This is a genomic window from Bacteroides sp. MSB163, from assembly GCF_036416795.1.
GTDB classification, from domain to species: Bacteria; Bacteroidota; Bacteroidia; order Bacteroidales; family Bacteroidaceae; genus Bacteroides; species Bacteroides maternus.
The window spans coordinates 5,018,307-5,031,504 of the sequence record NZ_CP143867.1 but is presented as its reverse complement, the minus strand read 5'-3'; the positions used below and the strand labels follow the sequence as shown (position 1 = coordinate 5,031,504).

11 protein-coding genes are annotated in these 13,198 nt (G+C 39.8%); 8 read left to right on the top strand and 3 right to left on the bottom strand.

Translation table 11 applies throughout. The annotated features are described in order from the left end of the window. Window positions 1-16: 16 nt before the first annotated feature. The 3 genes from VYM24_RS19575 to VYM24_RS19565 all read left to right on the top strand — a co-directional run bounded on the left by VYM24_RS19575 (window position 17) and on the right by VYM24_RS19565 (window position 2,652). Entirely contained in the window at window positions 17-592 is a 576-nt protein-coding gene (locus VYM24_RS19575) for a hypothetical protein (RefSeq protein ID WP_330940695.1), read from the top strand. Between the two features lie 5 nt (window positions 593-597). Beyond that, the gene (locus tag VYM24_RS19570) at window positions 598-1,407 is read left to right on the top strand and encodes a hypothetical protein (RefSeq protein WP_330940694.1); all 810 of its coding nucleotides are present in this window, start codon (window positions 598-600) and stop codon (window positions 1,405-1,407) included. Between the two features lie 360 nt (window positions 1,408-1,767). Then, window positions 1,768-2,652: a sensor histidine kinase gene (locus VYM24_RS19565; RefSeq protein WP_291551431.1), complete on the top strand. Its 885-nt coding sequence runs from the start codon at window positions 1,768-1,770 to the stop codon at window positions 2,650-2,652. Window positions 2,653-2,672: 20 nt separating this feature from the next. Here the strand turns inward: VYM24_RS19565 and VYM24_RS19560 are convergent, their stop codons facing one another. Next, window positions 2,673-3,281, bottom strand: coding sequence for a thiamine phosphate synthase (locus VYM24_RS19560; RefSeq protein ID WP_007213801.1), 609 nt, complete (start codon window positions 3,279-3,281; stop codon window positions 2,673-2,675). Between the two features lie 160 nt (window positions 3,282-3,441). Next, complete coding sequence (locus VYM24_RS19555; protein ID WP_330940693.1) at window positions 3,442-4,062, bottom strand: superoxide dismutase; 621 nt, start codon at window positions 4,060-4,062, stop codon at window positions 3,442-3,444. A gap of 205 nt (window positions 4,063-4,267) precedes the next feature. On the opposite strand from VYM24_RS19555, the gene VYM24_RS19550 reads away from it, so the two are divergent. The 5 genes from VYM24_RS19550 to VYM24_RS19530 are packed head-to-tail and all read left to right on the top strand — an operon-like array spanning window position 4,268 to window position 11,330. After that, window positions 4,268-6,037, top strand: coding sequence for a tetratricopeptide repeat protein (locus tag VYM24_RS19550; RefSeq protein ID WP_330940692.1), 1,770 nt, complete (start codon window positions 4,268-4,270; stop codon window positions 6,035-6,037). Between the two features lie 42 nt (window positions 6,038-6,079). Then, on the top strand, window positions 6,080-8,356 hold the full coding sequence (locus VYM24_RS19545) for a hypothetical protein (protein WP_291551438.1): 2,277 nt from the start codon (window positions 6,080-6,082) through the stop codon (window positions 8,354-8,356). Between the two features lie 27 nt (window positions 8,357-8,383). Continuing rightward, complete coding sequence (locus VYM24_RS19540) at window positions 8,384-9,313, top strand: hypothetical protein (RefSeq protein WP_330940691.1); 930 nt, start codon at window positions 8,384-8,386, stop codon at window positions 9,311-9,313. A 2-nt stretch (window positions 9,314-9,315) separates the two neighbouring features. Further along, entirely contained in the window at window positions 9,316-10,320 is a 1,005-nt protein-coding gene (locus VYM24_RS19535; RefSeq protein ID WP_299090204.1) for a hypothetical protein, read from the top strand. Window positions 10,321-10,358: 38 nt separating this feature from the next. Continuing rightward, window positions 10,359-11,330 (top strand): hypothetical protein, encoded by a 972-nt coding sequence (locus VYM24_RS19530; protein ID WP_291551443.1) that lies wholly within the window; start codon window positions 10,359-10,361, stop codon window positions 11,328-11,330. A 63-nt stretch (window positions 11,331-11,393) separates the two neighbouring features. Here VYM24_RS19530 and VYM24_RS19525 read toward each other — a convergent pair whose 3' ends face one another. Next, window positions 11,394-13,133 carry a hypothetical protein gene (locus VYM24_RS19525; protein ID WP_291551444.1) on the bottom strand — a complete coding sequence of 580 codons (1,740 nt, stop codon included), beginning with the start codon at window positions 13,131-13,133 and terminating at the stop codon, window positions 11,394-11,396. Between the last annotated feature and the right edge of the window lie 65 nt (window positions 13,134-13,198).

Here is a 13,198-nt window from a genome sequence, read left to right as displayed (position 1 = left end):
ATGATCAAATAAAATTATGAAGATAAAGCAAGATCGAGAGCTTTTAGGAATGATTGATAAATATAACAGTTTCTTGCAAGCGGAAAAAAGAATTTGTACTCCGGTGGTCGTTTCTAAAACCAAGGGAAATCATGAGGCATCACTTTATGCAAAGGAGGTATTGTTTTCTACCGAGCCTTGGGGAAATACCTTTGTTACGTGTGAAGTAAGGAATAGGGACAATAAGGACTGCTCTCTTCAAATACTATCTGATGCATTTAAAGCGGCTGTTGTTTTACGCTATGATACGGGAGGAGGCACTCATAAGAATGATGCTCCTCATATTCCATTAGCAGAACAAAGTGTTACGACTCCTCATTTTCATAAATATGATTCAAATGGGTATTTTCTAGCCTATAAAACAGATTTGCTTAACGATCCAAAACAAGCTGAACATTTGTTTGATATTGAATTTGGTTTTCCGTATTTTTGCCAAGAAGGAAATGTATGTGCTAATGACAATCATAGTGTACCTGAAGTAAGAGTGTTCTATGATGGTGTGCTTCCGTTTGAGTTTGATAATACAGATCCGTTGGAAGGAATAAACTTTTAGACGATATGAATAGTATAATAAATGATATTATAGCTTCCTATAATTCTTTATGGAAAATAAAGATGCATGGGAATACTGTGGAAATAATTACACCGGTAGCTACTACTAATAATATATTCGTATCTGTCTTTTTGACACGTCGAGGTGAGGATTTTATTGTCACTGATGGAGGCTGGATAGATAGTGGTGTATATGAGTGCAAAACAGGAATTGAGGACCCATATTATCAGAAGCTATTTCTATATTATATGGATGATTATGAGATTCAGTATATAGAAGCAAAGAGCTATATTTACTATTATAAGAAGATATCTAATCCCAAGTTAGTTCCTAATTTGGTCTATGATTTATCTAGCTTTATTAATGCTGTTGTAAGTGCTTCTTTTATATCTTTTGAGGAAAAGAAAGAACGCGAGCATACGCACCGTTTCCGTCGTAATGCAACAAATTATATGAAGAAATTGGTGGAAGATAAATATCTAAAGACAAATTGTTCTATCCATGAGGGGCTGGGACTTATAAAATTTAGTGCGGTTGTGTTCCGGAAAAATCGTATGACGCTTGTTAATTACGTTACAGGTTCTAATGAAAGTTATTTCGTAATGAGCCTTGGCCGTTCAAATCTGAATTATGATATGGTTGAAAAGCATTCAATTAATAATCTTGTGGAACGAAAGATTACATTGATGGATGATACGACTAAGATTATAAATTCTCCTCGTATAGTTCCTTATTTAGGGGTTGTTTCTTCTAAAGAGGGGCGGATTAGCTTAAAATGGGGAGAGAAGGAACATTTAAAGGAGCTGGTGGAGTAATGAAAATGTTTATTTGGAACGATAAAATGGAATAACGAATACTGCTCAGAATGGCTCAGGGAGCCTTTAAATTTCTAAAAAGTGATGAATATTGATACTTGAAAGTTTGGAAATTGATTAGAGGAATATAGCTTATTGCTGATTATCAGATACTCATGGCTGCGGCGCAGGCGGCTATTGAAGATTTGAAGTAAAATACTCTAAAATCTTACATTTATAGGCTGTAAACCTTTTTTAAATAGGTTTACAGCCTATCTTTTTGGAAAAACATGTATCTAATAATCAAATATTTGTTTTTTCTTTGTTATCTTTGCCAGCACTTAAACTGTCTGATTACCTAATATTTTAATCACCAACTTTATGAACCTGGATTTTTCTACATTATATGCTCTTTGGGCTACTGATTTTTTTCAGAAGAATGAAATACTGCTGCTTTGTTTTGGAGTAATTATTTTATTGCTTCTGGTTATTATGATTGTTGTGTCCATCAATAAAACCAAGCGTTTGAAAACATTGCAGCAACTGAATGAAGTGGCTGAGGAAAGTAATCAATTGAAGAATGCCTTTATTGCCAATATGACGCATGAAATACGTACTCCGCTCAATGCTATCGTAGGATTTACAAATGTGCTTGCTGAAACTGATAATTTAAGTAGGGAAGAGCGGATGATTTTTCTGAAAGAAATCAATGATAATAAAAACTTCCTGGTTCAGATGATCAATGATTTATTGGATTTTTCGAAAATAGAGGCCAATACAATGGAATATAAAGATGGAGATGTGGATGTAAATGCATTGATTCAGGAAATATGTGCTGCTGAGAATGCACATCCCAGATCATCGGGTATTCAGATCGAGTTTGTAGAGAAACTGCCTCAATGTCGTTTAATGATTGATCGGGTACGTTTTGCGCAGGTGATTAATAATCTGGTAAAGAATGCATTGAAATTTACAGAACAAGGTAGTGTCAGAATTGGATACCGTCGTCTGAGTAATGATAGTTTTTACTTTTACGTAGCTGATACAGGTTGTGGTATTGATGAAGAAAGCCGCCGTGCTATTTTTGAGCGCTTTGTGAAGATGAACTATAATATTCGTGGTACAGGTTTAGGTCTTTCCATCACAAAATCCATTGTAGAGCACTATGGCGGTGGCATTGGTGTAGAGTCGAAAAAAGGAGAGGGATCTACTTTCTACTTTACTTTACCTGCCAGTGCAGAGTATAAGGAATATGGGAAATTTTAATATGGATGTTTTTTAACTTTTTAATCCGCCATTTCTTTTAGTTTCTTAAAGTGGCGGATAACGCCCAGATAATCCCGGTCTGTACAGACATTAAATTTGTTCCATAAATCACCGAGTACTACCGCACCTCCAAATCCAAAATCTTTTATTTCCAGAATATTGTCGGGAGTAATTCCACCTAAAGCCATGACTTTAGTATCGATGATTCTTTCTTTTCCTGCCGCACGCAATTCTTCGGGTGTGTAGCCGGAAAGAATTCCTTCCTTGGATATGCAGTCATAAACGGGACTCATGAATACATAGTCGTAAAAATGCTTTTTACTTTTTACTTCTTCTACAGAATGGCAGGTATAACTGACATGACCTGAATAGTCATGCGGTTCATGCGGATTGCGCGTATTTAAGTGAATGCCCATGAGGTCGAATTCTTCTTTTAGATAAAAGTGCTCATGAGTGACGATACGCCTGTGATATTTTTCTGGTATCAACGTTAAAAGTCGCTCGGAATACATTGCAGGTGTTTCCGGTTTTCGCAGATGTAGAATATCCAACCCCTCTTCAAAGAGTGCCGTGATAATCTTGTCTTCTTCCACAAAAAATGTGGGTGCTGTGACTACAATGAGCTTCATTTCTTTTGATAAACGTTTATGTTAGCAAAGTTAATGATAAAAGCTTTCAGTAGCCAACGTTTTTCTTTAAAATATGTTAGATAGGATATGCAAAACGCACCTTTGGGACTGATAATTCCCGCAGGTGCGTTTTTTTGAAAAAGAGTTTATGATGTTGTTGTTATTTCATCCGGCTGCCTACTACATTCCAATCAATGATACCCCAAAGAGCATTTACATGATCGGCACGGCGATTTTGGTAATCGAGATAGTAGGAGTGTTCCCAAACATCAAAGCCTAACAAGGGGGTAAATCCTGAACGTACAGGGTTACTGCCATTGGCTTCTTTGGTAATATGTAATTTACCATTTTTATCTACTGATAACCAAGCCCAACCTGATCCGAACAATCCTACAGCGGCAGCTGTGAATTCTTTCTTGAAGTTGTCAAAGCTTCCAAAGTCGCGTTTGATGGCTTCTGCTAATTTTCCAGTAGGCTCGTTTTGAACAGGTTTCGGAGAAAATTGCAGGAAGTAGAGAGTGTGATTTAATACTTGTCCGGCATTATTGAAAATTGCTCCATCCGGTGCAGTGGCTACTATAGTCACTAGATCTTTGTTTTCATACTCTGTACCCGGTACCAGGTTATTGAGGTTGTTTACGTATGTCTGTAAGTGTTTACCATAGTGAAAATCTATGGTTTGCTGACTGATTACAGGTTCCAATGCATTATTTGCATACGGAAGTTTCGGCATTTCGTGAGTCATAATTATAAGCATTAAAGATGTTAATAACGTATTCATAATTTGTCTTGAATTATGGTTTTGTTAATATAACGTTTGGTATCTTATAAATGTTCTCTCAGATTCTATTAATTTTTCCAAAGTAAAATATAGTTTGTCACGGAAAACCGTGATAAATAGGCCTATACGAGTGAAAAAGTCGTGAAAAGAGTTGTTTTGGTGAAAATAATATGTATTTTTAGAGACTTTTTATGAATTTGGTATTATGGATAGAACATATTTGTTGGATGAGATAACTAAAATCCGTCGGGTTATTGTTGAAAAGAGTGGAAAGTTTACTTTAAAAGAGTGCGAAAGCATTGCTGCTGCTTTGGAAGTGGATAATGTTTCATTGGTGGCTATGCTGGAGGCAATAAGGAAAGATCTGTTCCCTCAGAAGTTTGTTTTAAACTTGAAAGATGCAGAGCGCTTTCAACTTTTGCGGTCTACCCTTCAGAAGAATGTGGAACATGTTATTCTAAAGAAAATAGCTCCGGAACTGGCTGTACTTGCTGAAAACTTCAAGAAGCCTCAGGCAGATAGTGAGGTGTGCCAACAGGCTGTCAACAAGCTGCGTATTCAAATAAAACCTTATGCAGAAAAGGTGCCTAAATTGGTAAAGTACCTGAATGAATATGCTGATTTATGTGAGGCGAATTTCCTGAATGTACTTAGACTGAAAGTGCTTCGAATCAATTTACGTTTCTTGCCTTTATTGAAAGAAGCGAATGATTTGTTTGATACTTGTGACAATACTTCCGATAAAGAGTTGTATTGGAAGATGGCTGAACAGTTGTATTTGAATTTTCCATCACTGTTTAAGGAGGAAGTTTATTACTTTAGTGTTATTCGGGGTATTTTAGATGCATTTTATAGAAAGTCAGGGCAAGAGCCTATTGTACTGGATATTCCAGCGGAAATATCATTGATTGAGGAAAGTCAACCAGAGGAAGTAGAGGCTATTGAGGAAAAACCGGAAGAACTCCTTGAAGGGAGAGAGGAGGTAGTGCTTGAAGAAAGTGTTCCGGTTGCGGCATCAGTGGATATTCAGGAAGAAGAGATAGAAGAGAAAAATACTGAGATTGCGGATGAATTGGTTGAACCGGCAATAGAACAAACGGAACCGGAGATCGAACAAGTAGAACCGGAAATAGAATCGGTAGAGAGTGAACCTGCTGAAGTTGTTTCCGAACCTACTGAAGCAGAACCGGAACTTGTTGAAGCAAAATCAGAACCTACTGAGGATAAACCGGAACTTGCAGAAGCAGATGTAAAACAGGTTGAACCGGAAGTTGTACAGGCTGAACCGGAAATTAAGCAAAGTGAGCCGGTTGTTGTTGGATCAACTCAACCGGAAATAAAATCGCCAGAGCCTGAAGTGAAGCAGCCGGATCCGGAAAGAAAAGAAGAAGCCCCTGCTATTCAAAAGAAGTCCAGAAAATCTCTATATATAATAGGTGGCTGTATATTTCTGATCTTGGTTTTGATCTGTTTGTATTTTGTGTTTGCATCCAAACCTAAGCCAGTTGTTGTACCTCCGGCTATGGTTGCTGACACTATTACTGTGGTGCAGGATACCACGACTGTGGCGCCTGTTGTTACTCCTGAGGAAACTCCGGTTAAAGCTGTAGAGCAGCAAAAGCAGCCTAAAGTTGAAGAACAGCCTCAACCTAAAGCCCAGCCGGAGGCAAAGACTCCTGTTAATGAACCTCAGCAACAAGCCGAACCTGAGAAAACAGAGAAAAAAGCTCAGACTAACTCTTTGGAAGCAGCTCGGGAAGCAACGCAGAATGGTGATTACAAGAAAGCATTCGATATTTATAAATCTTTAGCCAATGCCGGAAATGCAGAAGCACAATATTGTCTGGGTATCATGTATGAGACAGGAAAAGGCGTTGATATTGATATCTTCGAAGCCGTCATGTGGTATCGGAAAGCTAAAGCGAAAGGCTTTTCAATGGCCGAGCGTAAGCTGTTGGAGCTAGGCTACAATTAGAAATTAAATTCTTATTTATTTACTATAAAAACATATCTGGTTATGAAAGGAAAGGTTTTTTCTTCTTCGCAAGATTTGTATCAAGATCAAGCGAAAATCCTTTTTGATTTTTATAAAGATGCGGCAGAAAAAATAGTGTCGCAAGAAGAAGAATTAGAAAAGGAGATGGGAGAATTAAAGAATTCGTTGACTATGAATGCTACGGGTAAGAAAAAAGCCCAGACGCAGATGTACGTAGGAATTGGAATTCTTGTTGTCGGTCTTGCATTGATAGCGGTAATAGGGTGGCTAAGTATTGCTATTGCAGTAGCCGGTCTTTATTGGGGGATGAAAAACTACAAGCTGTTTAAATCCAGCGGTAAATCCATCGATGATGTCGGAGTGGAGTTGAAAGAACTGGAAAACAAGCATCAGCAGATTTTCAGAGACTATAAGATTGAAAAGATGGGAGTGGTTTATGTCCCCGTTGCCAGTCAGGTTCCTTTCGAGAATAAGAGCTTTGTGATAGATCATACCGGAAATAGTTCAGTACAGAACTTTGAACTGCAATTAGTTAATAACCAGGGAGCACTTTCCGAGAAATTGAGAGAGCTGGATGAACTCTCCACTACAGCTCCTTTGGTAGAAGAAAGCAAGGGAGTGGAAGAAGTTTCCACAGAGGATTATTCAACATCTATACCTAAAGTGAAATTCTATGATTACTTTGGACGTATGGATCGTAATTTGCGTGACAGTGCTTATTTCTTGTCAGACTTGCATACTGTTTCTGTAGGCATGCCTGTCATTCCTCCCGATTCGCCGGTTATTTCTTATTTGAATGAATATGGTACGGCCAATCCGTCGGGAGCTCCTGTGCTGAATGTATTTGATACGGCAGCGTATGATAAAGAAATAGAGCAATTTAATTCGCTGAATGCAATGCGCCATTCATTGTCTGACCAGAGCGAGCAATTTGAAGATGTATTACGCCGCTTGATTTCAAATGTGGGGTATGCAGTACAGACAATTGCGGCAGCGAAGGTTAAATCCACTAATTCGCTGGTGGAAAGTTCTAATCAGTTGCTGTTCACCATTCTGAAAACCTCTTATAATCACTATTCACCGAAGTTGGAGAAGGATGAACTGGAGAAAATTCGCCAGACGAATTTCAACTTCCGTGATACGGTGGAGAACTACACACCTTTCCAATTGAAGGAAAGTTCACGAATGCGCTATGATATGAAGGATCATTCGTGGGTTGCAGAAGACGGAAGCCGTACGACAATGCCTTATGGTATCAGCCAGATACAAGAGGAAATCGTAGCACCTATCGTACAGAATCTGTTAGCGGAAACGCGCTTGAACCGTTTGGATATCTATAATGACATTGATAATCAGAAGCGTGATTATCTGAACCAATGGCATCGGGAAACTCAGGACTTCTATGGACGTAACCGGACTTCGGGTGATGATTTGATTAATATTATGCGTAGCAACTTGACAAAATTCCTTGCTGCACAATCCACTTTTGAACGTCTGGATCGTATGAAGGCACGGATGCTGCAACAAATGATGGATGGAGATGCTCAGGAGTTGGAGGAGAATGCAGGAGATAAGCTGGAAAGTAATTTGCAGCAATTTGCCGAACAGTCTGAATCATTCAAACAAACTCAGGAAGAGTTCAAGGAATACATGAAAGCTTTGCAGAGTGATATTAATGAACGGGCAAAAGTTTATGGATTCATTGAATTCTTTGATGCCAGTCTTCGCGATAAAATGGCAAAGGAAATCGTGGATGCTAATGATAATGTGGCTTTGTTGGATGATCGTCGCCGTCCTTTGGCAGGTATCAATCCTTTTTATGCATTTGCTTCGAATATTCCGCCTGCTCCTGCTGTTGAGGATTGTGTGGAAGAATATATGACTTTGGATATAGCTCAGATAGCTACCGACTCATTACATGAAATTGCTGAGCAAGGACAGGATGTTGTGTTCAATCACCATGCTGAATTAGTGGATGACAGCGAAGCTATGGACTATTCGGGATATGCTCCTCAAAGCGTAAAAGTGACTGAAACCGTAAACGTGGATGAACCGGCGGCACAACCCAAAGTGGCGGAAGAAGCGGAAAAAACTATTAGAATGACTCCGGTGGCTGAAATAGTGGAAACTGTAAAGCCGAAAGTTCCGGAAAATACAGAGACAACAACGGCTCCAGAAGTTCATGAGACTCCTAAAGCATCGGAGACAGCGGACGATTTGGATGATCTGAGTGATTTGGACGACTTGGATGATCTGGACGATTTGGATGACTTTAGCGATCTGGAGAAAGAGAAATAGCATTCATAAACTTGAAAATGAAAGATTATGGCAAAATATGATGTTACAGTGGATACCCGCGACATGGCCAATAAAATAGATACTGTATCTAATAAGGTCTCCGGGGTCACAACAGCAGTGGTTGCTATGGAGGCGGCTGTTATTGCTGCCGAAAGGGATGCTACGAACAAACTGTGCAAGCGGCTTAATAAAGGCTTTTTCTCTCTGGTTACTTCTCAGATAGAACAGAAAAATGCCACAGCTTTAAGTTCGGTAAATGCGTATGCGTCCGAATTGATACAGCAACAAGAGGCGTTGCTTGATTTGAAAAAGAGAATGGGAGATGACTTTGTGATTCTGTCAGAGCGTTATTCTAAGTTATTCCGAGGACTTGATGTAGCTCTGCATAACCGTATTCATGAGTTGGACAAACCCGTTATTCGATTCTGCGAGTGGGATGTTGCCATTACTTTGAACCGTCTGAATAATCTGATTGGTACCGTTCCGGTTAATCAGACGGAATCTCTGGCTACTACACAAGCTATTGCCGCCGCCCATATTAAGCGTAATGCGCAAGCTCTAATTGCACAAATGACTAATTTTCTCACTACATGCAAGCAGCAAAGCGCTAAAATGCAAAGAATAAAGCTGAATTCCTTTGTTGGCAAGTCTGTTCTTCGTTATTTGCCTGCTATCATGCTGGTGAAAAAAGGAGATAGAGGAGAAGTGGTGGAAACGAAACTGCCTTCAGGACTTGAACAATTGATTGGACAGCGCTCATGCACGAAGATACGGGAAAATATGGAACGCACGGTTGAAGGTTCCGGATGGGAAAATGTTTCTATAGAATCGCAACGGATGGTGGCCGGAAAGCTGGAGCAACTGATTGTAACTTCTGATCTAAATGAAAGAGTGAAGGAGAACATGAAGAAACTTATAGCCCGGAATGAAACCTGGCTTAATGCGAAGGAGGGTTAATTATGGGAGGACGAAGACATATCTTACATGATGTGATCCGGAAGAGCGAAACGGTGACACTCACCGTAGGTGATAAGTCAGCTTCCAAGACTGTAGTTCTGGAAGAGCCGATTGATATCTATCTGGAAATAGACGACAATCCTTATAACAGTAGCGTACATGATTGCAGTAAACACATTGAAAGCTTACGTAACTCAGTTGTGGCATGTAATGCAGCTGAAGTTGCCCATAAGATAGCCAGTACTCAGCAGATTGGTAAACATATATCCAAAGGCTTTTTGGGATATATCACTGCCAGTCTGGATATGCAAAATATGGAAGAGTGCTCGAATGTGGAAGCCGTAGTTGCCGAATTGCAGTCTCAGTCTGATGAACTTTCTAATCGTAAGTTGGTGATGATAGACGACTATGATATTCTGACTACCCGTTACTCCGCCGTTTTTGAGAATTTGGACAGGGAGTTGGTGCAGCGTATTCACATGTTGATGGAGCCTTGCTTCCGCTTTGTGGAAAGTAGCCGTAAGGAGCAGTTGCGCAACACGGACTCGTCTCTGTCGGCAATGGCATTAGTTGGGCATAAAGAGCAGTTGGATGTACAGGCACGTATTTCTGCTATCACAATGAAGCAGCGGGCTACCGGATTGATAGAGAGTGCCAAGCAATATCTGCTCGGGCAAAAGCAACTGGCTAGTCATATAGAACATGTGTTGATTGGCGGATGCAGAAATGCCCGTTGGATGTTGCCGGTGGTAGTAGTAGAGAAGACTGTTGCCGGTGGCAGTAAAGAGACTGAGATTGTGATGAATGAACAGACTGCACGTATGGGAGTCAATGACTGGAAAGTACGTCAGAATGTACAGCAAGCGTCCATGCCTGCCATGACGCAAGAAGATAAGCAGCGTATTGGAAAGCATCTGGAGAGAGAGATTCAAAGATTAGGTTCTTCAGAACATGAAAAACGGGTAGCCGGAATGATGAGGAAACTTGCCGGGAATTTTTTATCGTAAATACCGTTACTTATGTTCTATAAAATAGAAGTAGAGTTATGAAAGAATTGAAAGTAATAAGTTTGGAGAATGGAGTAATTTTAAGTGAGAATCTGGTAAAAGGTTCTATTCTCCCCCGTACATCTGCTGAACTGGAAAGGGATGTGCTGATACAGAACGATACCATTGTAGAAGGGGCTGTTTATGCCCGCAAGCTGGAAATACAGAATGGAGATGTGGAAATACTTGGTGCGGTGTTCACTAAACTTGAATTCCATATCAGCAATAATGCGAAAGGGGATATTATCTTGCGTAAGACGGTAGCCACTTCGGATTCTCTGGTGTCGTATGCTCGTGATTGCCGTCTGATGTTCATGGCTGACATCAACGGAAAGACAGTAAAATTGTGCAATGCTTTCGTTGCCGGAAGTATTTTTGCAGATGAAGTGATATTGGAGGACTGTATAGTATTGGGAGGAGTTTTTGCTACGGCTAAGTTGACCATGAAAGACTGTATAGTGGGAACTTTCAATGCGAAGAATGTAGCTGTTAGCGGGGATATAAAGTTACTGTTACCCAGTGCATTCAGTGGCGAAGAAATGCAAGTCACGAGTGAAGCCCGCCTGTTTAATCTGAGTCTGGCGGATTTGGGCGCTCTTTATAAAGGAACTCCAGAGATGGAAAATACAGGTATTATAGAGATGAATACCTATTCTGACGAGCAAGAATCTCAACTGTTTGAAGGAGACGAAAAGGTACTGGTGCATTGCTATTCGGTAGTAGGAAAGGTGTTGGCTGCGGATCTGGTCAATGTGGATAAATTGAGAAATCACTTCCTGATAGGAGCTACTGCGTTAGGAAGTCAATTGCTGAAAACCTATGATCTGGGAGTTGATGCGAATGGAGAGCTTTGTGAAATTATTCCGGAGAAGGTGGCTGATTTCTTCTTTAACCTGCTGCATGGAAAGATACAGGTTCGTACTTTGGAAGGCTCTTTTTCTATTCAGGAAATTGCGCAACGAATATCATAAAATAGAGTGATTATATAAAAAAATACCGTCCGCATAATGAAATACGGACGGTATTTTTTATAGTTATTGTTGATAGATAATCTGAATCTTTTCTGTATTCTTGGCATCTCCTCGATCTGTTTTTTGTATCCAGCGTCCGGTACTGTCATATTCATAATAGGCGTTACTGTCTATTTGGTTACCGAATTCGTCATACAAGAATATGAGTGAACCGCTGGTCTTATCACTATTGACGAGAGTCTTTTCAAATGTGATCTTTGTCAGATAACCATAAGTATCGTATTCATATACATCCACTTGTTTACTTACCTGGGTGGGTAACGGATCTTTAGGCAATGAGAATGTTTCTTCTCTCTTGATGATCTGTCCCTTCTTATTATATTGGTTGATTACGGAAGATACCGGAATGTTCTTTTCGTAAACTGTCTCTCCTGCCAGCAGACTGAGTTGTGGATGGTATTTTCTTACGATCAGTTTTCCGCTCTGATAGAAAGCGGAATCCGAAAGAATGACACCCAGTGTGCTGAAAGCACGCAGGCGTTTGTACACCTCCTTCATACCTCTTTGGTTTACCTGCACTTCTTCTACGCAGTTACCTTGCGAATCATACAAGAAATTAGTCTGTAGGGTAGTGGTTCCCTTATCTTCCGTAACTTCCTTGATACTAACCAGTCTTCCGTTCTCATCATACGTATAGGTTTTCTGAGTACTCTTTCCATTCTTCGTCTCATTGGATTTCATCAATAATCCATGGGTGTATGCCTGGATGGTAGTAGGATTACTCCATACCAATTGTTGCTCAAAAGGTACACGTAACTTGTTGGCTTTATCACGGAATTCCTTGTATTTATGAGTTAGGAGGTATTCTTTGATGAGTCCCAGTTTGCTTGGGGAGTTCACTTCCAGCTTTAGTGTTTCATAGTCAATACTGTCTTTTTTGTACTCTAGGGTATTGGTATACTTTTTATCGCCTGGACTCAAATAAGGGGCCTGTTCGTATTCTGCAATAGCCTGCTTAATGGAAGCTATGGCCTGCGCTTTGCAGATGTTACCGTAAAGATAATCATCATAAATAGAGAGAGCCTGCGCCATAGACTCCCGCTTGGAACGTCCGTTGAAGAACGTGTTGAGTCGGTCATGATCGAAAAATCTCTTAAAGTTACTGGCGGATGGTGATTTCTGTACGGTTTGGAACAACAGACGATTGTATTCTATCATGGCTTCTGCTTTATATTTACCATCTGCATATTCAGTCAGATATTTTTCGCATTTCGGAATGTTCTTGTTGCGTACGAAGTCTTTCCATAATTCCTCTTCATGTACATCATACAGATGTTTCTTGCTTTCATCGGACAATTCATATCCTGATGCTTTTACGGCATCTACCAGAGTGCTGGAATAGACTAATTTATTGGGATATTCATCTAATATGGCACTGATGTTATCTTCCATACGTTTACGTATTGCGGCCGGATCAGCATCGGCTTCCTGACAGATGGAAATAAAGTTGGCTTTGGTGGCATCTACATAGGCCTGGAAAAAATCTTTGGCAACGGTTACCTCTTGCTGATTCCAGATTTGATCGCACAAATCGATTAGTTTGACTTCTGTTTTAAAAGCTGTTGCTGTTTCAGCGTCTAATTTGTCCCGGTTTTTTGTAAATTTCTCGTTCTCATTGTTTACAAGAAATTTCAAGAGCTTTTCTACTTTACTTTGCTTTTGCGCCATTACAGGCGAAGCACATAAGAAGGCCAACAGGCAGATAAAAGAAATGTAAAGTCGCATATTTTTAATTTGTTCCATAGTTTCTTATGATTTTAGTTTGAATAACATTGTACAAATATAAAAAGATTCTTTTAATTTTGCAT